The sequence below is a fragment of the Streptomyces sp. Tu6071 genome (assembly GCF_000213055.1).
Classification (GTDB): domain Bacteria; phylum Actinomycetota; class Actinomycetes; order Streptomycetales; family Streptomycetaceae; genus Streptomyces; species Streptomyces evansiae.
Genome location: NZ_CM001165.1, coordinates 6,071,490 through 6,092,186 on the forward strand (window position 1 = coordinate 6,071,490; position 20,697 = coordinate 6,092,186).

Below are 20,697 nucleotides of genomic sequence, written 5' to 3' on the forward strand. Positions count from 1 at the left end.
GCCCGCCGCCGGGCCGGTCCGCGCCAGGACGACTGGAGGGGACAGCGACGATGGCCGCTGAGCGTACGGCCGAGGGCGGGCGGTACAGCTCCGCCCGCGTGCACCGCAGCCGCAGCCCGAGGGCGCCCCGCGCGGGCCTCCCGCTGCGCGGCAGGACCTTCGCGGGACGGGCGCGCGGCACGGGGAGCGGGGCGGGGGGCGGCGGCTCGTCCCGCACGCCCCGCGCCCCGCGCCCGAGGGGCCCGCGCGGCAATCCGCTGCGCGGGCTCCCCGCCCGGCTCATGCGGGCCTGGGACCGGCCGCTCACCGCGTACTACGTGATCCTCGGCGCGAGCCTGCTGATCATCGTGCTCGGCCTCGTGATGGTCTACTCCGCGTCCGTCATCACGGCCCTCAACTACGGGCTCGCGGGCTCCTTCTTCTTCCGCAAGCAGCTCGGCGCCGCGCTCATCGGCGGCCTGCTCCTCGTCGCCGCCGCGCGGATGCCCGTCAAGCTGCACCGGGCGCTCTCGTACCCGCTGCTCGTCGCCGCGGTCGTCACGATGGCCGCGGTGCCGCTCATCGGCGTCTCCGTGAACGGCAACAGGAACTGGATCAACCTCGGCTTCTTCCAGATCCAGCCCTCCGAGTTCGGCAAGCTCGCGCTCGTCCTGTGGGGCGCCGACCTGCTCGCGCGCAAGAGCGAGAAGCGGCTGCTCAACCAGTGGAAACACATGCTGGTGCCGCTCGTGCCCGTGACGTTCCTGCTCCTCGGGCTCATCATGCTCGGCTCGGACATGGGCACCGCGATGATCCTCACCGCGATCCTCTTCGGGCTGCTGTGGCTCGCGGGCGCGCCCACGCGGATGTTCGCCGGGGTGCTCGGCTTCGTCGGGCTGCTCGGTGTGATCCTCGTCAAGACGAGCGACAACCGCCTCGCCCGCTTCGCCTGCCTCGGCTCCACCGACGCCCACGCCTTCAACGACAAGTGCCAGCAAGGCGTGCACGGCCTCTACGCCCTCGCCTCCGGCGGCTTCTTCGGCTCCGGGCTCGGCGCGAGCGTGGAGAAATGGGGTGAACTCCCCGAAGCCCACACGGACTTCATCTTCGCCGTGCTCGGCGAGGAACTGGGCCTCGCGGGGACGCTGTCGGTGATCGCCCTCTTCACGGCTCTAGGCTATGCGGGTATCCGCGTGGCCGGACGCACGGAGGACCCCTTCGTGAGGTACGCCGCGGGAGCGGTCATCACCTGGATCACGGCGCAGGCCGTGATCAACCTCGGTGCGGTGCTCGGTCTGCTGCCGATCGCCGGGGTGCCGCTGCCGCTGTTCTCCTACGGGGGTTCCTCGCTGCTGCCGACCATGTTCGCCATCGGGCTCCTCATCGCCTTCGCACGCGACGAGCCCGCTGCGCGAGCGGCCCTCGCCCTGCGGGGGCCCGGCTTCGGCCGCAAGCGGTTCGCGGTGAGATGGAACACGATGCGACGGCGCGCCCCGGGGGCGCGTCCGTCCGGAGAGCGGTGAATTTCGGTGCATGTCGTACTCGCCGGCGGGGGGACCGCCGGCCACATCGAGCCGGCGCTCGCCCTCGCGGACGCCCTGCGCAGGCAGGACCCCACCGTGGGGATCACGGCTCTCGGCACGGAACGCGGCCTGGAGACCCGGCTCGTACCCGAGCGCGGCTATGAACTCGCCCTCATCCCCGCGGTCCCGCTGCCGCGCAAACCGACCCCCGAGCTGATCACCGTGCCGGGCCGGCTGCGCGGCACCATCAAGGCCGCCGAGCAGGTCATCGAGCGCACCAAGGCGGACTGCGTCATCGGCTTCGGCGGGTACGTGGCGCTGCCTGGCTACCTCGCGGCGAAGCGCACCGGCACCCCGATCGTCGTGCACGAGGCCAACGCGCGCCCCGGGCTCGCCAACAAGATCGGCTCGCGCTACGCCTCCGGCGTCGCGGTCTCGACCCCCGACAGCAAGCTGCGCGGCGCCCGTTACATCGGCATCCCGCTGCGCCGCACCATCGCGACGCTGGACCGCGCCCGGGTGCGCCCCGAGGCCCGCGCCGCCTTCGGCCTGGACCAGAACCTGCCGACGCTCCTCGTCTCCGGCGGCTCCCAGGGCGCCCGCCACCTCAACGAGGTCGTCCAGCGGGTCGTCCCGCTGCTCCAGCGCTCCGGCATCCAGGTCCTGCACGCGGTCGGTCCCAAGAACGAGCTGCCACGCGCCGACAACATGCCCGGAATGCCGCCGTACATCCCGGTACCGTACGTGGACCGGATGGACCTCGCGTACGCCGCCGCCGACATGATGCTGTGCCGCGCGGGGGCGATGACGGTCGCCGAACTCTCCGCCGTGGGCCTGCCCGCCGCCTATGTCCCGCTGCCCATCGGCAACGGCGAACAGCGGCTCAACGCCCAGCCGGTGGTGAAGGCGGGGGGCGGACTCCTCGTGGACGACGCGGAACTGACGCCGGAGTGGGTGCAGTCCCAGGTGGTGCCGGTGCTCGCCGACCCGCACCGGCTCTACGAGATGTCCCGCGCCGCCGCCGAGTTCGGCCGCCGGGACGCCGACGAGCTGCTCGTCGGCATGGTGTACGAGGCGATCGCCGCACGCAGGAACCGCTGAGGGGCCCTGGAAGCCCCCGCATCACGAGGAGGCTGAGGGAGCGTGGCCGGAGCGAGGACCGCCCAGGGCGGCGAAGGACGTACCGGGGTCGAAGCACCCCATGACGCCGAGCGGTCCCCGGCCCCGCCCCCGCCCCCGCGCGGCCTGCCGGGACTCCGGTTCTGGCTCGTCGCCGGGGGCCTCGTGCTGCTCCTCGGCGGGGCGCTCTACCTGCTCTACGGCTCGCCGTGGCTCAAGCTCAGGCAGGTGAGCGTCACGGGGACCGAGGTGCTGACCCGGCGCGAGGTGGAGGAGGCCGCGGCGGCCCCCGCGGGAAGTCCGCTCATTTCCGTGGACACCGACGCGCTCGAAGCGAATGCGCGCGCCCGGCTGCCCCGTATCGAATCCGTGGAAATCGACCGTTCCTGGCCGCACGGACTGCACATCGCGGTCACGGAGCGTAAACCCGTTCTCGTACGGGAAAAGGGCGGAAAATTCGACGAAGTGGACGCGCACGGCGTGCTTTTCGCCACGGTGGGCACTCCTCCGCGCGGTATTCCGCGCCTCGATCTCGACGCGTCCGACTCGCCCTCGCTGCACCGCTTCGGCACCGCGCGACTGTTGCGCGAGGCGGCCACCGTCGCGGCCCGCGTCCCGTCGCCCGTGGTCAAGGAGCTGCGGACGATCCGGATTCGTTCCTACGACGACGTGACACTGCTGTTGCGGGACGGGCGGACGGTGGCGTGGGGGAGTGGTGAGAAAAGCGCGGCGAAGGCCCGCACCCTGACCGCCCTGATGAAAGCGGCGCCCAAGGCGAGGTACTTCGACGTCTCCGTTCCGGTCGCTCCGTCAGTTCGCTGACGCACGCGCTGAGTTGACGCGGGATTGACCCCGAATTGGCCCGAAAAATCGCGGTACTGACCCCTGGTTGGGCATCGCCACGGCTGATCACATAGGGTGAAAAGAAAAACGGGAGGTTCGGCGTGTTCGTTGAACGCGCGCCACTTGTCGACTTAGTGTCCTGTTCGGAACAGTCAGCGAAGTCCCAGCAACAGACACACTGGTAACCCTCTCTCACTGGGGTAGAACACAGGGGAACTCTTACGGGAGTAACCCTAAACTTCAGGGTGAGGGTTCGGGTCGGCGCTTCGGACCGTCCCTTATTCGGCATCAGTCGACGCACGCCGGGCGGCGAGGCATCGACACGTAAATCGAGGCGAGAGGCAGCCTTCGACGTGGCAGCACCGCAGAACTACCTCGCAGTCATCAAAGTCATCGGTGTCGGCGGCGGTGGTGTCAATGCCATCAACCGGATGATCGAGGTCGGGCTCAAGGGCGTCGAGTTCATCGCGATCAACACCGACGCGCAGGCCCTGCTCATGAGCGACGCCGACGTCAAGCTCGACGTCGGTCGCGAACTGACCCGGGGCCTGGGAGCCGGCGCCAATCCGGCGGTCGGCCGCAAGGCGGCCGAGGACCACCGCGAGGAGATCGAGGAGGTCCTCAAGGGGGCCGACATGGTCTTCGTCACGGCGGGCGAAGGTGGCGGCACCGGCACCGGCGGCGCACCCGTCGTCGCCAACATCGCACGCTCCCTGGGCGCCCTCACGATCGGCGTGGTCACCCGTCCCTTCACCTTCGAAGGGCGGCGCCGGGCCAACCAGGCGGAGGACGGCATCGCCGAACTCCGCGAAGAGGTCGACACCCTCATCGTCATCCCCAACGACCGACTGCTGTCCATCTCGGACCGGCAGGTCAGTGTCCTGGACGCGTTCAAGTCCGCGGACCAGGTCCTGCTCTCCGGTGTCCAGGGCATCACCGACCTGATCACGACCCCGGGGCTCATCAACCTCGACTTCGCGGACGTCAAGTCCGTGATGAGCGAGGCGGGCTCCGCCCTCATGGGCATCGGCTCCGCGCGCGGCGACGACCGTGCCGTCGCGGCGGCCGAACTGGCCATCTCCTCACCGCTGCTCGAAGCCTCCATCGACGGGGCGCGCGGGGTCCTGCTGTCCATCTCGGGCGGCTCCGACCTCGGTCTCTTCGAGATCAACGAGGCGGCTCAACTGGTGAGCGAGGCGGCGCACCCGGAGGCCAACATCATCTTCGGCGCCGTCATCGACGACGCCCTGGGCGACGAGGTCAAGGTCACCGTCATCGCGGCCGGCTTCGACGGGGGCCAGCCCCCCGCCAAGCGGGACAACGTGATCGGTGCCAGCACCGGCAAGCGCGAGGAGCAGCCGCAGGCCCGTACGAGCGAGCCGGTCCGTCCGGCCTTCGGCGGCCTCGGCTCCGTCACCCCGCGCGAGGAGCCGGCCCCCCGCCCGGAGCCCGAACCGGCCCCGGTCAACGAGGCGCCGGCCCCGCAGCTCCCGCAGCCCTCGGTCCCCCCGGCCCGTCCCTACCCGGACAGCCAGGCCGAGGAGCTGGACGTGCCGGACTTCCTGAAGTGATAGGCACGCGCGAGGAAGCGGGCGGCGCGCACTTCGCCCTCACCGACAGGTGGGGCGGGGTGAGCGCCGCTCCGTACGAGGAGCTGAACCTCGGCGGCGCCGTCGGCGACGCGCCGGGGGCGGTCCTCGCCAACCGGGCGCTCGCGGCCAAGGACCTCGGTCTCGATCCCGCGCACGTGGTCTGGATGAACCAGGTCCACGGGCGCGAGGTCGCCGTCGTCGAGGAGCCGTGGGGGGAGGGGCCCGTACCCGCCGTCGACGCGGTCGTCACCGCGCGGCGCGGGCTCGCGCTCGCGGTGCTCACCGCGGACTGCGTGCCCGTCCTGCTCGCCGACCCCGTCGCCGGGGTCGTGGGCGCCGCGCACGCCGGGCGGCCCGGACTCGTCGCCGGGGTCGTTCCCGCGGCGGTCGAGGCGATGCGGGAGCTCGGCGCCGAGCCCGCGCGGATCGTGGCCCGCACCGGGCCCGCGATCTGCGGGGCGTGTTACGAGGTGCCCGAGGCCATGCGCGCCGAGGTCGCCGCGCTCGCGCCCCGGGCGCACGCCGAAACAAGCTGGGGCACGCCGGCGCTCGACGTGGCGGCGGGGGTGCTCGCGCAACTCGACGCGCTCGGCGTGCGCGACGTGCGCCGCTCGCCCACCTGCACGCGCGAGTCGGCGGATCACTTCTCGTACCGCGGGGACCGGGTCACCGGGCGTCTCGCGGGCTACGCGTGGCTGGACTGATGGGGCATGACGGACTCTGGGGCACGTAAGGAACAACTCGCCGCGAACCTCGCGAAGGTGGAGGAAAGGATCGCCAAGGCGTGTGCCGCGGCGGGCCGTTCGCGCGGCGACGTGACATTGATCGCGGTCACCAAGACCTATCCGGCGAGCGATGTGCGTCTTCTCTCCTCGCTCGGTGTCGGACAGGTCGGCGAGAACCGCGACCAGGAGGCCGGCCCGAAGGCCGCCGCGTGCGCGGACCTCCCGCTCACGTGGCACTTCATCGGGCAGTTGCAGACCAACAAGGCGAAGTCCGTGGCGCGGTACGCCTCGTACGTGCACTCCGTGGACCGCGCGCGGCTCGCCGCCCCCCTCGGGGCGGCTGCGGTGCGCGAAGGGCGGGAGATCGGCGCGCTCGTCCAGGTCGCGCTCGACGCCGAGGGCGATCCCGCGGCGCACGCCGGCCGGGGCGGGGCCCACCCGGACGAGGTCCCGGAACTCGTGGACCGCATCGCCGCCACCGAGGGACTGCGTCCCGCAGGACTCATGACGGTGGCTCCGCTGGCGGGGCGTTACGCGGGGGACGCGCGCGCCGCCTTCGCGCGGCTCGCGGAACTGGCGAGCCTCGTGCGCGCCGCGCATCCGGCTGCCACGATGGTCTCCGCCGGGATGAGCGGTGACCTGGAGGAGGCGATCGCTGCCGGGGCGACACATGTACGGATCGGCAGCGCGATACTCGGCACGCGTTCCCCCCTCGGGTAACGTCGCCAAGCAAGTCGGACCACAGCACAAAATATGGTCATTACCCGTCAAAGAGGCGGAAAGACCTCGTGGATCGCGGGCAGGTGGTCCTTGTCGATCCACCACAGAGCGGAGGACTCAGAGCATGGCCGGCGCGATGCGCAAGATGGCGGTCTACCTCGGCCTCGTGGAGGACGATGGGTACGACGGCCCGGGGTTCGACCCCGATGACGAGTTCGAGCCCGAGCCGGAGCCCGAGCGCGACCGCAGGCGGCACAACCCGCCGCACCAGGAGCCCGAACCGGACGAACCGGTGCGTTCCGCCCAGCCTCCGGCGCCGCGCGAACCCGTGTCGCTGCCCGTGGAGTCGGGTCGTCCGGCGCGTATCGCGCCCGTGTCATCCATCACACCAGAACGTCCGAGCATGGAGAAGAACGCGCCGGTGATCATGCCCAAGGTTGTCTCGGAGCGGGAGCCGTACCGCATCACGACGTTGCACCCCCGGACCTACAACGAAGCCCGTACCATCGGGGAACACTTCCGCGAGGGCACGCCGGTGATCATGAACCTGACCGAGATGGACGACACGGACGCGAAGCGACTTGTCGACTTCGCGGCCGGTCTGGTGTTCGGCCTGCACGGGAGCATCGAGCGAGTGACTCAGAAGGTTTTCCTGTTGTCGCCTGCTAACGTCGATGTAACGGCGGAGGACAAGGCTCGCATCGCAGAGGGCGGGTTCTTCAACCAGAGCTGAGACCGAATGACGCACAACGGAACGGCTCGTGACGGCGGGCTCGCAGGACAGGGGAGTGGGAAGCGCTCATGAGCGTCGTGCTGGATGTGCTCTACATCGCGCTGATGTGTTTCCTGTTGGTCCTGATCTTCCGGCTCGTCATGGACTACGTGTTCCAGTTCGCCCGCTCCTGGCAGCCGGGCAAGCCCATGGTGGTCGTTTTGGAGGCCGCCTACACTGTCACCGATCCACCGCTCAAGCTTCTGCGGCGGTTCATCCCGCCGCTGCGCCTCGGGGGCGTGGCGCTCGACCTGTCCTTCTTCGTACTGATGATCATCGTCTACATCCTGATCTCCGTCGTGAGCCGGCTGTGAGCGCGATGTCAACTACGTTCTTGCCGAATGCCGACGACTACGTTGAGGTGAAGAGATGCCATTGACCCCCGAGGACGTGCGGAACAAGCAGTTCACGACCGTCCGCCTCCGAGAAGGCTATGACGAGGACGAGGTCGATGCCTTCCTCGACGAGGTAGAGGCCGAACTGACCAGGCTCGCGCGGGAGAACGAGGACCTGCGGGCGAAACTCGCCGCAGCCACCCGTGCCGCCGCGCAGAACCAGCAGCAGAACATGCGCAAGGGTCCCGAGCAGCCGGAACGGCCGCAGGGTCCCGGGCCCGCCGCCATATCCGGTCCGCCGCAGGGGCAGCAGCACCCTGGACAGCCGCAGCACCCGGGGCAGCCCCAGCACCCCGGTCAGCCGCAGCACCCCGGCCAGCCCCAGCACCCGGGTCAGCAGCAGCACCCGCAGCAGCAGCACATGGGCGGTCCGCCCCAGCTGCCCTCCGGTGCCCCGCAGCTCCCCTCCGGTCCGGGCGGTCACGGTCCGCAGGGTCCCGGCCCGATGGGCCAGGGTCCGATGGGCGGCCCGCAGGGCCCCGGTCCCATGGGACAGATGGCTCCGCAGGGCCCCGGCCCGATGGGGCAGCAGGGTCCCGGCCCCATGGGCCAGCAGGGTCCCGGTCCGATGGGCCAGGGTCCGATGGGTGGCCCGCAGGGCCCGATGGGCCAGCCGCAGCAGCAGATGGTCGGCCCGCTCGGCCACGGCGGCCCGCAGCTGCCGCAGCCCGGCCAGGGTCCCGGTGGCGACAGCGCCGCGCGTGTCCTCTCGCTCGCCCAGCAGACCGCCGACCAGGCGATCGCCGAGGCGCGTTCCGAGGCCAACAAGATCGTCGGTGAGGCCCGCAGCCGCGCCGAAGGTCTGGAGCGCGACGCCCGTGCCAAGGCGGACGCCCTGGAGCGGGACGCGCAGGAGAAGCACCGCGTCGCGATGGGCTCCCTGGAGTCCGCCCGCGCCACGCTGGAGCGCAAGGTCGAGGACCTGCGCGGCTTCGAGCGCGAGTACCGGACGCGACTGAAGTCGTACCTGGAGTCGCAGCTGCGCCAGCTGGAGACGCAGTCGGACGACTCGCTCGCCCCGCCGCGTGTCTCCTCGACGCCGTCGCTGCCGCCGTCCCCCTCGCCCTCCATGGCCCCGGCCGGTGCGCCGTCCTTCGGCGGCGGGCACAACGGTCCCGGCCCGATGGGTGGCCCCACGCCGCCTTCGGCCGGTCCCTCGTACGGGGGCGGGCAGCAGCAGATGTCCCCGGCGATGACGCAGCCGATGGCGCCGGTACGGCCGCAGGCGCCGCAGCCGATGCAGCAGGCTCCGTCGCCGATGCGGGGATTCCTGATCGACGAGGACGACAACTGAGCCGACCGCCGCTGCGTGAGGCGGAGTCGGTCGGCGTTCCCACCGGGCCCCCAGGTCTTTGACCTGGGGGCCCGGTGGCGTTTCGTGGCGCCGGGAGCGGGGGCCGTTGCGGGGCTCCGCCCCGGACCCCGCTCCTCGATCGCCGGAGGGGCTTGATTCATGGGGCTCCGCCCCACGCCCCCTCCGGCGACCAGCGGCTCAGCCCACCTTGTGCAGCGCGAACGTCAGCCCGAGACCCGCGTCCTCGAAGGGCTTGCCGTAGAGCTCCGTCGGCTCGCCCTCCGCGTAGTCCGTGGCCAGGACCTCGTCCGCGATCAGTGCCGCGTGCTCGCGCAGGGCCTCGGCCAGGGCCGGGTCCTGGGTCGTCCAGCGCAGGGCGATGCGGTCGGCCACGTCGAGTCCGCTGTTCTTGCGGGCCTCCTGGACGAGGCGGATCGCGTCGCGGGCCAGGCCGGCGCGGCGCAGTTCCTCGGTGATCTCCAGGTCGAGGGCGACCGTGGCGCCCGCCTCCGAGGCGACCGCCCAGCCCTCGCGCGGGGTCTCCGTCAGGAAGACCTCCTCGGGGGAGAGGGCCACCTCGGCGCCGTCCACGAGGACCGTCGCCGTGCCCGTCTCGCGCAGGGACGCCGAGAGCGCCGCCGCGTCCGCGTCGGCGACCGCCTTCGCGACCGCCTGCACGCCCTTGCCGAACCGCTTGCCGAGCGCACGGAAGTTCGCCTTCGCGCTCGTGTCCACGAGGGAGGCGCCGACCTCGCCGAGCGAGGCGAGCCCCGCGACGTTCAGCTCCTCCGCGATCTGCGCCCGCAGCTCCTCGCCCAGCGTCTCGAAGCCCGTCGCCGCGATGAGCGCGCGGCTCAGCGGCTGCCGGGTCTTGACGCCGGACTCGGCGCGCGTCGCGCGGCCCAGCTCCACGAGCCGCCGCACGAGCGCCATCTGCCGCGACAGCTCCTCGTCCACGGCCCCGGAATCCGCTTCGGGCCAGCTCGCCATGTGCACCGACTCCGGTGCCGAGGCGTCCACGGAGACCACGAGGTCCTGCCAGACCCGCTCCGTGACGAAGGGGACGAGCGGGGCCATGAGCCGCGTGACCGTCTCGACGACCTCGTGCAGGGTGCGCAGCGCCGCCTTGTCGCCCTGCCAGAAGCGGCGGCGCGAGCGGCGCACGTACCAGTTGGAGAGGTCGTCGACGAAGGCGGAGAGGAGCTGCCCGGTGCGGTGGGTGTCGTACGACTCCAGCGCCTCGGTGACCCCGGCGGTGAGCTTGTGCAGCTCGGACAGGAGCCAGCGGTCGATGACGGGGCGCTCGGCGGGGGCCGGGTCGGCGGCCGAGGGCGCCCAGTGCGACGTCCGGGCGTACAGGGCCTGGAAGGCCACGGTGTTCCAGTACGTGAGGAGCGTCTTGCGGACGACCTCCTGGATCGTGCCGTGCCCGACGCGGCGTGCCGCCCAGGGCGAGCCGCCCGCGGCCATGAACCAGCGCACCGCGTCGGCGCCGTGCTGGTCCATGAGCGGGATCGGCTGGAGGATGTTGCCCAGGTGTTTGGACATCTTCCGGCCGTCCTCGGCGAGGATGTGGCCGAGGCACACGACGTTCTCGTAACTCGATTTGTCGAAGACGAGCGTGCCGATCGCCATCAGCGTGTAGAACCAGCCGCGGGTCTGGTCGATCGCCTCGGAGATGAACTGCGCGGGGTAGCGCGCCTCGAACAGCTCCTTGTTGCGGTACGGGTAGCCCCACTGCGCGAACGGCATCGAACCCGAGTCGTACCAGGCGTCGATGACCTCCTCGACGCGCGTGGCCCCGGCGCCGCACTCGGGGCACGCGAAGGTGACCGCGTCGATGTACGGGCGGTGCGGGTCCAGGCCCGACTGGTCGGTGCCGGTCAGCTCGCTCAGCTCGGCGAGGGAGCCGACGCACGTGAGGTGGTTGTCGGGGCAGCGCCAGACGGGCAGCGGGGTGCCCCAGTAGCGCTTGCGCGAGAGCGCCCAGTCGACGTTGTTCTTGAGCCAGTCGCCGAAGCGGCCGTGCTTGACGTTCTCCGGGTGCCAGTTGGTCTTCTCGTTCTCCTCCAGGAGGCGGTCGCGCACGGCGGTCGTGCGGATGTACCAGGAGGGCTGCGCGTAGTAGAGCAGCGCGGTGTGGCAGCGCCAGCAGTGCGGGTAGCTGTGCTCGTACGGGACGTGCTTGAAGAGCAGGCCGCGGGCCCTGAGGTCGGCGACGAGGTCCTCGTCGGCCTTCTTGAAGAACTGCCCGCCGACGAGCGGCACGTCCTCGGCGAAGGTGCCGTTGGAGCGGACCGGGTTGACGACGGGGAGACCGTAGGCGCGGCACACGCGCAGGTCGTCCGCGCCGAAGGCGGGGGACTGGTGGACGAGCCCGGTGCCGTCCTCGGTCGTCACGTACGTGTCGTTGACGACGTAGTGCGCGGCCTCGGGGAACTCGATCAGCTCGAAGGGGCGCCGGTAGGTCCAGCGCTCCATCTCGGCGCCGGTGAAGCGCTCGCCCGTCGCCTCCCAGCCCTCGCCGAGGGCCTTCTCCAGGAGCGGTTCGGCGACGAGGAGGCGCTCGGTGCCGTCCGTCGCGACGACGTAGGCGACCTCGGGGTGCGCGGCGACGGCGGTGTTCGAGACGAGCGTCCAGGGCGTCGTCGTCCACACGAGCAGCGCGGTGTTCCCGGCGAGCGGGCCGGAGGTGAGCGGGAGACGCACGTAGACCGAGGGGTCGACGACGGTCTCGTACCCCTGCGCCAGCTCGTGGTCCGAGAGGCCCGTCTCGTCCTTCGGGCACCACGGGGCGACGCGGTAGTCCTCGACGAGGAGGCCCTTGTCGAAGATCTGCTTGAGCGACCACCACACGGACTCGACGTACTCGGGGTCCATCGTGCGGTAGGCGTTCTCGACGTCGAGCCAGTAGCCCATGCGGGTCGTCAGCTCGGTGAAGGCGTCGGTGTGGCGGGTCACGGACTCGCGGCACTTCGCGTTGAACTCCGCGATGCCGTACGCCTCGATGTCCTTCTTGCCGGTGAAGCCCAGCTCCTTCTCGACGGCCAGCTCGACCGGCAGGCCGTGGCAGTCCCAGCCGGCCTTGCGGCCGACGTGGTAGCCACGCATCGTGCGGTAGCGCGGGAAGACGTCCTTGAAGACGCGCGCCTCGATGTGGTGCGCGCCCGGCATGCCGTTGGCGGTCGGCGGGCCCTCGTAGAAGACCCACTCGGGGCGGCCCTCGGACTGGGCGAGCGTCCTGGCGAAGGTGTCGCGCTCGCGCCACAGGTCGAGCACGTCGTGTTCGAGAGCGGGGAGGTCCACCTGGGCGGGGACGGGTCGGTACTGCGGCGGGGTCGTCATGGGGCTCGTTGCTCCTCCGGCGGATCTGCTGTTCCGTCGGAGGGACGAGAGCCGACGCGCTCCCGCGGTACCACCCTCCTTGGCCGCCGGGCGACTGCCCTGCGGCCCCCTCATTGGGTCCGCGAAGCCGGTTCTACGGCCGCGGGGCACTCACCCCTGGCTTTCCTCCGGCGGCTCCGGGGGTGATCTTCGCGACGCGCGTGCCCCCGGGCTTCCACCGTCCCCGGGTCGCTCCTGGCCGCTTCTCGGCGCTACTCGTCCCCATCCACACCTGTGTTTCGCTGCCGCAAGTGTACGGGTACGGGGTGGGCGGGCCGCCACGGCTCCACCCGGGCCCGCCCGCTCCCGGCCGGACGGGCGGCGGGGCCGCCGGGGGAGGGCGCACGGTGGCGCGTGGCGGACGGGCGGCGTGGCCCGTTGCCGTGCGGGGGATGTCGATTTATCGTCCCACCACCGTGTGTGCGGGGCTGTTTCGCGTACGCGGGGGCAGGAACGAGGAATATCGCAGGCCGGTCCGGTGCTGCGTCTGCGGCAAGCGGTACGACGAAGGTGATGGAGGAGATCGTGCCCACTACGCGCGGCGGAGCGACGGACCCCGCTGAACTGGCGGTACGGCCCGGCGAGGACCCCTGGACGGCTGAGGAGGCCGCCGAGGCGAGGCATGGCCTGGAACAGGAGATCGCCGGGCTGCGGGCCGAGCTGGAGACGGCCGAGGCGGACCTCGCGAGCCTGATGCGGGACTCCGCGGACGGGGCGGGGGACGACGAGGCGGACACCGGGACGAAGAACGTGACCCGGGAGCACGAGCTGGCGCTCGCCGCGGGCTCGCGGGAGCGGCTCGAACAGACGGAGCGGGCGCTGCTGCGGATGGACGCGGGGACGTACGGCGTGTGCGAGAACTGCGGGAAGCCGATCGGGAAGGCGCGGATGCAGGCGTTTCCGCATGCCATCTTGTGCGTGGACTGCAAGCAGAAGTCGGAGCGGCGCTGAGCCTCGGGGGGCCGGGCGGGAGGGGCCGGGGCTTCGCCCCGGGCCCCCTTTTCGGGGCTCCGCCCCGGGGCCGGTTCGGGGCTCCGCCCCGGGCCCCGCTCCTCAAGCGCCGGAGGGGCTGATTTTTCGGGGCCGGGCGGGGGTTCGGGCTTGTGACGTACTCTCGGAGCCGTTCGGTTCATCGGGTTTGAGGACGTCACGTGGCTGAGGCGGAGCGCACCATCGAGAGAGTCTCGTCCGAGCGTACGGGCAAGGGGCCGCGGCGCGTGCTCGCGTTGTTCGTGGTGGCCGTGCTCGTGTACGCCGTCGACCTCGTGAGCAAGCTGCTCGTGGTCGCGCGGCTGGAGGGGCACGGGGACGGGTCCGTGCAGGTCATCGGGGACTGGCTGCGGCTCACCGCGATCCGGAACTCCGGGGCGGCCTTCTCGATGGGCGAGGCGTACACGATCGTCTTCACGATCATCGCCGTCGGCGTCATCGTCGTGATCGCCCGGCTCGCCCGCAAGCTGCACAGCCTGCCCTGGGCCGTCGCGCTCGGGCTGCTCCTCGGGGGCGCCCTCGGGAACCTCACGGACCGCGTCTTCCGCTCCCCGGGCGTCTTCCGGGGCGCCGTCGTCGACTTCATCGCCCCCAAGGGCTACGCCGTCTTCAACCTCGCGGACTCCGCGATCGTGTGCGGCGGCATCCTCATCGTCCTGCTCTCCTTCCGCGGTCTCGACCCGGACGGCACCAGGCACCGTGACGAGAAGGCAGCCGAGGAAAAGGGCGAGGGCGAGGACGAGGAGAAGGGCCGGGCGGAGAGCGTGGGCGAGTAGCTCCCGTACCTGCCTTCCTCACCCGTCCGGCATACTCGACGGGTGAGCGCTATTCCCGAGGTCCGTACCCTTCCCGTCCCCGACGGCCTGGAGGGCGAGCGTGTCGACGCCGCCCTCTCGCGCATGTTCGGCTTCTCCCGCACCAAGGCAGCCGAGCTGGCGGCGGGCGGAAAGGTGCAGGTCGACGGCTCGGTGGTGGGCAAGTCCGAGCGGGTGCGCGGTGGGGCCTGGCTGGAGGTCGAGATGCCGCGGGCCGCCGCGCCCGTGCAGATCGTCGCCGAGCCCGTCGAGGGCATGGAGATCGTCCACGACGACGAGGACGTCGTGGTGATCATGAAGCCGGTCGGTGTCGCCGCGCACCCCAGCCCCGGCTGGACGGGCCAGACCGTCATCGGCGGCCTCGCCGCCGCCGGGTACCGCATCTCCACCTCGGGCGCCGCCGAGCGCCAGGGCATCGTGCACCGCCTCGACGTCGGCACCTCCGGGCTCATGGTGGTCGCCAAGTCCGAGCGCGCGTACACCTCGCTCAAGAACCAGTTCCGCGTCCGTACGGTCGACAAGCGCTACCACACGCTCGTCCAGGGCCACCCCGACCCGACGTCGGGCACCATCGACGCCCCCATCGGCCGCCACCCGCAGCACGACTACAAGTGGGCCGTGACCGCCGAGGGCAAGGCGTCGGTCACCCACTACGACCTCATCGAGGCGTTCCGCGCCGCGTCCCTCCTCGACGTCAAGCTGGAGACGGGCCGCACCCACCAGATCCGCGTGCACATGTCCGCGCACCGCCACCCCTGCGTCGGCGACCTCACCTACGGGGCCGACCCCACGCTCGCCAAGCGGCTCGGCCTCACCCGGCAGTGGCTGCACGCGGTCCGCCTCGGCTTCACCCACCCCGGCACGGGCGACTGGGTCGAGTACGCGAGCGACTACCCCGAGGACCTCCAGCGCGCCCTGGACCGGGTCCGTGCCGAGAGCCGCTGAGGAGGGCCCGATGAGCGCCGGGACACTCGCGGGCGGCACGCTGCCCGACGGCACCGCGTACGTCGTGCGGCGCGCGGAGAGCGACGAGGACCGCGCGGCGTGCTTCCTCGTGCGCAAAGAGGTCTTCGTCCAGGAGCAGGGCGTGCCCGAGGACCTGGAGTACGACGCGCTCGACGCGGAGGCCGCGCACGTCCTCGCGCTCGCCGAGGACGGCACCCCGCTCGGCGCCGGACGGCTCCTCCACGGCGAGGCCGCGTGGGAGCCGACCGGGCACACGGCGGGGGCGGGCTCGCTCGGGCGGCTCGCCGTGCGCGGCGCGGCCCGCGGCGGCGGGGTCGGGGCGGCGCTCGTCACCGGCATCGAGCGGCTCGCCGCCGGACTCGGGCTCACGAGCGTCGACCTGCACGCGCAGACCCACGCGCTCGGTTTCTACGAGCGGCTCGGATACGTGGCGTACGGGGGGACTTACCTCGAAGCCGGGATCAAACACCGGGCGATGCGGAAGGCTGTCTGAGGCCGGGGGCCACCGGCCACGCGAGCCCGGGGCCCGCCACCCACGTGTTCGGTAAAGAAACACCCATGGGAGGGTGGGGGTACCCCTCGGGGGGTGATTCCGGTGGGGATCGGTCCTGGTGGAGGGGTGGCCCGTACGACTGAGCCCCCTGGGAGGCCCCCGCCGTGGACCAACTGGCGCTGCTGATCCTGCTGCTGCTCGGAGCCGTGCTCACCGTGCCGCTCGGGGACAAACTCGGGCTGCCCGCCCCGGTGCTCATGACGCTCCTAGGGGTCGTCCTCGCGCTGCTGCCCTTCGTGCCGAACGTCAGCATCCCGCCCGAGTTCATCCTGCCCCTCGTCCTGCCGCCGCTGCTCTACGCGGCGGTGCAACGGACGTCCTGGCGCCAGTTCGCGGCGAACAGACGGCCCATCTTCCTGCTCGCCGTCGCGCTCGTCTTCGTCACGACGGCCGCCGTGGCCGCCGTGGCCAGCGCGATCGTCCCGGGCCTGCCGCTCGCCGCCGCCGTCGCGCTCGGCGCGCTCGTCGCGCCGCCCGATCCGGTCGCCGCGACCGCCGTCGCCGGCTCGCTCGGGCTGCCCCGCCGCCTCGTCTCCATCCTGGAGGGCGAGGGCCTCTTCAACGACGTCACCGCGATCGTGCTCTACCACGTCGCGATCGGCGCGGCGGTCGGCGGCAGCTTCTCGCTCCCCTCGGCCGTGGGTCTCTTCTTCCTCTCGGCCGCCGTCGCCGTCGCGGTCGGCCTCGCGCTCGGCTGGCTCACCAGCAAGCTCCTCGACTTCCTCGGCGACGCGACCCTCCAGACCGGCCTCACCCTCCTCGTCCCCTTCGTCAGCTACGTCCTCGCCGAGGAACTGCACGGCTCCGGCGTGCTCGCCGTCCTCACCACCGCGCTCTTCCTCTCCGAGTACGCACTCGACGCCGACGACGTCCTCGGGCGGATCACCGGGCAGACCTTCTGGCAGGTCGTCGACACCCTCGTCACCGGGATCGCCTTCGGGCTCATCGGCCTCGAACTGCACACCGTCTTCGGCACGGCGGGCGACCGGGTCTGGGAGATGATCGGCTGGGGCCTGCTCGTGGCGGCCGTCGTCATCGGCGTGCGGTTCCTGTGGCTGCTGCCCGCGAGCTGGCTGGCGCAGCGGCTGCACAAGAAACGCGACGTCGCCGAGGACATCCCGACGAGCTGGCGCGAGACCGTCGTCATGTGGTGGGCGGGGATGCGGGGTGTGGCCTCGGTCGCCCTGGCCCTCGCCATCCCGCTCACGACGGACGCGGGCGACGCCTTCCCCGGGCGGGACGAACTCGTCTTCATCGCCTTCTGCGTCATCATGGTCACCCTCGTCTTCCAGGGGCTCACGCTGCCGTGGCTCGTGCGGAAGCTCGGGGTACGGGCCGATACGGACGCCGAGCGGAAGATCGAGCACGACCTCGCCATCCGCGCGGCGAAGGCGGCCCGGCGCAGGCTCCACGAGATCGAGGGCGTCCAGGACCTGCCCGACGACGTCATCGAACGCCTCCAGCGCGGTGCCTTCGACATCGGGGCGCGGATCAGCCCGGAGATCATGGACGACGAGCGGCGCGAGCACCTGGCGCAGCGTGTGGCGCGCGTGAAGGCGTTCAGGAAGGTGCAGAAGGAGATGATGTCGGCGGCGCGGCATGCGGTGCTTTCGGCTCGGAGCGAGCCGGGGGCGGATCCGGAGATCGTGGACCGGGTGTTGCGGCAGCTTGACGTGCGGTCTTTGCACTGACGGGAGTTGCCTGGCCCGGGCCGGGGGGTCGGCCTCACGGGGCTCCGCCCCGGGCCCCGCTCCTCAAACGCCGGAGGGGCTGAGTTATGGGGCGCTGCCCCATGCCCCGCTCCTCAAGCGCCGGAGGGGCTGGGTTGTGGGGTGTTGGCCCGTGTCCTGCTCCTCAAGCGCCGGGGGGGGCTGGGTTGTGGGGTGTTGGCCCGTGTCCTGTTCCTCGAGCGCCGGAGGGGCTGGATTTGGGGGGCTTGGCGGGGCGGGATTGGATCGGGGGGAGGGCTGTTTTGGGGAGTCACTGGCGGTAAAGTCTCAACTCCACGTTGTCCAAAGGGGGTTGGGCATGGTGAGACGGGGGTCGGACGGGCTGGTCCTGTGCCGGAGGCCGCAGCGTGCGCGGGTTCGGGCGAGTTTGGGGGTTCAGGCCAGGATCGAGGGGCTGGTCCGCGACTTCCGCGGGGGTGAACCGCTCGTCCCGATGTTCGTGCTGCACGCCGAGGAGAGCGCCGGGGACGAGCGGGCGAACCGGATTCTCGACGACGTGCTGGCGGTGCAGGTCGATCACGGGGCCCGCTGCGCCGTGCTCGATCCGCGCGCGCCGGGTCCCGAGCAGCCCCTCGGGCCCGGCGGGGACCGGGCCCGCGCCGCGCTGCTGCTCCAGGGCGTCGACACGCCCCGGGCCTGGGGCGACTCGGAGTGGCCCCGGATGCCCGGGGTCCCGTACCGCCGCTACCGCTTTCCGCGGCTGCGGCTCGTGCACGCCATCGCCGACGCGGTGCGCGAGGTCGACCAGCAGGGCGAGGCGCGCGTCGACCCGGCCGCCGAGCGGCGCGCGCTCGTCGAGCAACTCGCCCGCCAGCGCTGGCGGCCCCGCGCCGCGCACCGCCGCAACGCGCTCGGCGAACGCCTCAGCGAGGCCGGTACCGCGGGACTCCTCGCGGCGGTGCTCGCCGTGCTCACCGCGCTGCTCCCGCTCTTCGAGGCGCCCATCGCCTTCTCGGTGGCCTGCGGCTTCCTCCTGCTCCTCGCCGTGCTCTACTTCGTGCCCGTGGGGCGTGCCCCGCTGCTGCTGTGGATGCGCAGGGAGAGCCGCTGGTTCCTCACCACGACCTTCCTGCTGCCCGTGCAGGGCCGCCAGTCCTACGAGGCAGGGCTGCTGCACCCCTTCCGGTCCTGGCGTTCCGTCACCGAGCGGGCCGCCGACGTCGCGGGCTCGCTGCGCGACGGGGGCAACGCGCAGCTCCAGCTCCACGTGCTCGCGCTCCTGGAGGACCTGCGCGACGCGCACCGGCGCTGGAGCTGGGACCTGCGCGGCTTCAAACGGCTGCGGCCCCCCGTGCTCTTCCTGCGCCGCGCCGACGCGGGCGACGGCGGGATCGCGCTGCTCCAGGCGATCAGCGACGTACGGACCGTGCGGAGCGAACTCGACCCGCTGCTCGTCGTCGCCTCGGTGGACGCGGCCGACGTCGAGGGGCTGGACGAGCGCCGCGCACCGGACCCGGTGGAGCGCCCGGCCCCGTACGACTTCGCGGACCGCCTGGCCCGGCTGCACGAGGACTGGGAGGGCGCGCTGCGGGCCCGGCAGTCGCCCAGCTCCTCCGGCACCGTGCCGTGGGCGCTGCGGATCGCCGTGCCCGCGGCGGAGCTGGAACCGCCGGTCCAGCAGGTGCGCTGGTGCGAACGCGCTGCCGCGCGGCCGAGGGCGGCGCGGGTGCTGTGGTCGGCGTGGGCGGGGATCGTGGTCCTCGGCGTCGCGGCGGGGCTGCTCATCTCGTACCAGGCGGACCTGGCGGACACGTACTGCCGCACCGGGCTGTTCAGCGCCGACCGGGACACCGAGCTGGTGGGCTCGGGCGCGACGCGGGAGTGCGTCGGGCTGTCCACGGGGGCCGTGCGGTTCGGGGCCGGACTGCCCCCGGCGAAGAAGGGCGACACACCGCCCTGGCGGCTGGAGGACGTCGAGAAGCGCATCGCCGACGCGAACGCCAAGGCCGGCGCACACGCCTTCACGGTCGTCTACGCGGGCCCGCTGAGCACTGCCGACGGGGACAACTCCTCGCCGGTCAAGGGCGCGGAGGAACTGGCGGGCGTGGCGCTCGCGCAGCACCGCTTCAACGCCGACGAGGGCAAGACGAAGATGCGGGTCCTCGTCGCCAACGGCGGCGTGGACATGGGCCACCAGACGGAGATGGCGCGCCGGATCGTCGCCTACGCGCGCCGGGACCCGAGCGTCGTCGGCGTCGTCGGGCTCGGCAGGAACACGACGGACACCGGGGAGGCGGTGGGCATCCTGCGCGACGCGCAACTGCCGGTGGTCTCGGGCACCAACTCCTCGGAGTCCCTTCCCGGTGCGTACCGCAACTGGTACTCGCTCGCCGCGAACGACGACTGGCAGGCCCGCAAGCTCGCCGTCATCGCCCGGCAGCTCGCCGGGCGGGAGGACCGGGCGGGCCGGGACACCCGCACCACCGTGCTGCTGACCCGGTCCGGGCCGGGCACGAAGGACCAGTACACGAAGGACCAGGCGGACGCTTTCAGGAAGCACCTCACGGGCGGCGACACGGGACTCGACAAGCCGTCGCGGGAACTCACCTACCAGGTCAGCGGCGGCAAACCGGCCGCCTCTGTCGTGGACACCGCCTGCAAGGTCGGGGACGAACGGGACCCGCTCGTCGTGCTCGTCGCGGGGCGCGCCGAGGACCTGCCGCCGCTCACCCGCAGGTTCGGCACCGTGTGCGCCGGGCGCGACATCTCGGTCATCACCGGGGACGACGTCTCCAAGGCGCACTTCCCGCAGGAGTCGCTGCCCGCCAACGTCACGATCTACCACAGCACGCTCGTCGACCCCTGGGCGTGGTACGACGCGGCCTTCTACGAGGAGGCGCAGAGTTTCCTGCCCGGCATACCGGAGGGCATCGGCCCGGGGGACGACGCGCTCGCCAGCGGGCAGACGGCGCTCGCCCACGACGCGACCTGGGCGCTCGCGGAGGCGGCGGACAAGGCGGAGGGCCGCGGCCCCGCCGAGACCTGGTTCTGGCTCGCCAAGGGCGAGGACACGATCACGAAAGCCACCGGCGACATCGGCTTCGCCCACTACCCGCAGGCCGAGGGGCACGGGGCCCAGTCGATGGCCATGTGGCGCGTGTCCCGCAGCCCGAAGGACGGCAAGCTCGAATCCGTGCTCCTGTGCGGCATCAAGGCGGGCCACGAGGACTGGATGCCGGACGCCGGGGACTGCCCGATCGACAAGACGGCGGAGCAGGCGGAGAAGGACCGCGGGGGACGGTGAGGGGCGGGGCGGGGCACGCGTGAGGGCCGCGCGGGCCGCCCCCGGCCACGGAT

General features: G+C 72.1%; 16 protein-coding genes. 15 read left to right on the forward strand and 1 reads right to left on the reverse strand.

All coding sequences use genetic code 11. The annotated features are described in order from the left end of the window. The first annotated feature begins 50 nt into the window (after positions 1-50). The 9 genes from ftsW to STTU_RS32515 all read left to right on the forward strand — a co-directional run bounded on the left by ftsW (position 51) and on the right by STTU_RS32515 (position 8,962). A complete protein-coding gene (ftsW, locus tag STTU_RS25675; protein WP_007828244.1) occupies positions 51-1,502 on the forward strand; it encodes a putative lipid II flippase FtsW in 1,452 nt (483 codons plus the stop codon). 6 nt (positions 1,503-1,508) lie between these two features. Further along, on the forward strand, positions 1,509-2,603 hold the full coding sequence (gene murG, locus STTU_RS25680; RefSeq protein ID WP_007828246.1) for an undecaprenyldiphospho-muramoylpentapeptide beta-N-acetylglucosaminyltransferase: 1,095 nt from the start codon (positions 1,509-1,511) through the stop codon (positions 2,601-2,603). A 42-nt stretch (positions 2,604-2,645) separates the two neighbouring features. Next, positions 2,646-3,443 (forward strand): cell division protein FtsQ/DivIB, encoded by a 798-nt coding sequence (locus STTU_RS25685; RefSeq protein ID WP_007828248.1) that lies wholly within the window; start codon positions 2,646-2,648, stop codon positions 3,441-3,443. A gap of 374 nt (positions 3,444-3,817) precedes the next feature. Then, positions 3,818-5,035 (forward strand): cell division protein FtsZ, encoded by a 1,218-nt coding sequence (gene ftsZ, locus STTU_RS25690; RefSeq protein ID WP_007828251.1) that lies wholly within the window; start codon positions 3,818-3,820, stop codon positions 5,033-5,035. Next, the gene (gene pgeF / locus STTU_RS25695) at positions 5,032-5,760 is read left to right on the forward strand and encodes a peptidoglycan editing factor PgeF (protein WP_043256347.1); all 729 of its coding nucleotides are present in this window, start codon (positions 5,032-5,034) and stop codon (positions 5,758-5,760) included. Before ftsZ ends, pgeF begins: the two co-directional genes overlap by 4 nt. A gap of 6 nt (positions 5,761-5,766) precedes the next feature. Then, a complete protein-coding gene (locus tag STTU_RS25700; RefSeq protein ID WP_007828254.1) occupies positions 5,767-6,501 on the forward strand; it encodes a YggS family pyridoxal phosphate-dependent enzyme in 735 nt (244 codons plus the stop codon). Positions 6,502-6,625: 124 nt separating this feature from the next. After that, complete coding sequence (locus STTU_RS25705) at positions 6,626-7,234, forward strand: cell division protein SepF (protein ID WP_007828255.1); 609 nt, start codon at positions 6,626-6,628, stop codon at positions 7,232-7,234. A 68-nt stretch (positions 7,235-7,302) separates the two neighbouring features. Continuing rightward, positions 7,303-7,587 (forward strand): YggT family protein, encoded by a 285-nt coding sequence (locus STTU_RS25710; RefSeq protein WP_007828256.1) that lies wholly within the window; start codon positions 7,303-7,305, stop codon positions 7,585-7,587. Positions 7,588-7,642: 55 nt separating this feature from the next. Continuing rightward, a complete protein-coding gene (locus STTU_RS32515) occupies positions 7,643-8,962 on the forward strand; it encodes a DivIVA domain-containing protein (RefSeq protein ID WP_037897789.1) in 1,320 nt (439 codons plus the stop codon). 198 nt (positions 8,963-9,160) lie between these two features. Here the strand turns inward: STTU_RS32515 and ileS are convergent, their stop codons facing one another. Further along, the gene (gene ileS / locus STTU_RS25720) at positions 9,161-12,307 is read right to left on the reverse strand and encodes an isoleucine--tRNA ligase (RefSeq protein ID WP_043256349.1); all 3,147 of its coding nucleotides are present in this window, start codon (positions 12,305-12,307) and stop codon (positions 9,161-9,163) included. Between the two features lie 564 nt (positions 12,308-12,871). On the opposite strand from ileS, the gene STTU_RS25725 reads away from it, so the two are divergent. The 6 genes from STTU_RS25725 (at position 12,872) to STTU_RS25750 (ending at position 20,644) form a co-directional block, all read left to right on the forward strand. Beyond that, positions 12,872-13,297, forward strand: coding sequence for a TraR/DksA family transcriptional regulator (locus STTU_RS25725; protein WP_234009445.1), 426 nt, complete (start codon positions 12,872-12,874; stop codon positions 13,295-13,297). A 200-nt stretch (positions 13,298-13,497) separates the two neighbouring features. Further along, a complete protein-coding gene (lspA, locus tag STTU_RS25730) occupies positions 13,498-14,112 on the forward strand; it encodes a signal peptidase II (RefSeq protein ID WP_007828263.1) in 615 nt (204 codons plus the stop codon). Positions 14,113-14,154: 42 nt separating this feature from the next. Beyond that, on the forward strand, positions 14,155-15,096 hold the full coding sequence (locus STTU_RS25735; RefSeq protein ID WP_007828264.1) for an RluA family pseudouridine synthase: 942 nt from the start codon (positions 14,155-14,157) through the stop codon (positions 15,094-15,096). 10 nt (positions 15,097-15,106) lie between these two features. Continuing rightward, positions 15,107-15,610, forward strand: a complete 504-nt coding sequence (locus STTU_RS25740) for a GNAT family N-acetyltransferase (protein WP_007828265.1) — start codon at positions 15,107-15,109, stop codon at positions 15,608-15,610. Between the two features lie 164 nt (positions 15,611-15,774). Then, positions 15,775-17,361, forward strand: coding sequence for a Na+/H+ antiporter (locus STTU_RS25745; protein ID WP_007828266.1), 1,587 nt, complete (start codon positions 15,775-15,777; stop codon positions 17,359-17,361). A 406-nt stretch (positions 17,362-17,767) separates the two neighbouring features. Beyond that, positions 17,768-20,644 (forward strand): hypothetical protein, encoded by a 2,877-nt coding sequence (locus STTU_RS25750; RefSeq protein ID WP_007828267.1) that lies wholly within the window; start codon positions 17,768-17,770, stop codon positions 20,642-20,644. Positions 20,645-20,697: the final 53 nt, after the last annotated feature.

What these genes read in the sequence shown, in the direction of transcription:
- ftsW (WP_007828244.1), top strand. Translation starts at nt 51, where the DNA reads ATGGCCGCTGAGCGTACGGCCGAGGGCGGGCGGTACAGCTCCGCCCGC.
- STTU_RS25700 (WP_007828254.1), top strand. Translation starts at nt 5,767, where the DNA reads ATGACGGACTCTGGGGCACGTAAGGAACAACTCGCCGCGAACCTCGCG.
- STTU_RS25705 (WP_007828255.1), top strand. Translation starts at nt 6,626, where the DNA reads ATGGCCGGCGCGATGCGCAAGATGGCGGTCTACCTCGGCCTCGTGGAG.
- STTU_RS25710 (WP_007828256.1), top strand. Translation starts at nt 7,303, where the DNA reads ATGAGCGTCGTGCTGGATGTGCTCTACATCGCGCTGATGTGTTTCCTG.
- STTU_RS32515 (WP_037897789.1), top strand. Translation starts at nt 7,643, where the DNA reads ATGCCATTGACCCCCGAGGACGTGCGGAACAAGCAGTTCACGACCGTC.
- ileS (WP_043256349.1), bottom strand. Translation starts at nt 12,307, where the DNA reads ATGACGACCCCGCCGCAGTACCGACCCGTCCCCGCCCAGGTGGACCTC.
- STTU_RS25740 (WP_007828265.1), top strand. Translation starts at nt 15,107, where the DNA reads ATGAGCGCCGGGACACTCGCGGGCGGCACGCTGCCCGACGGCACCGCG.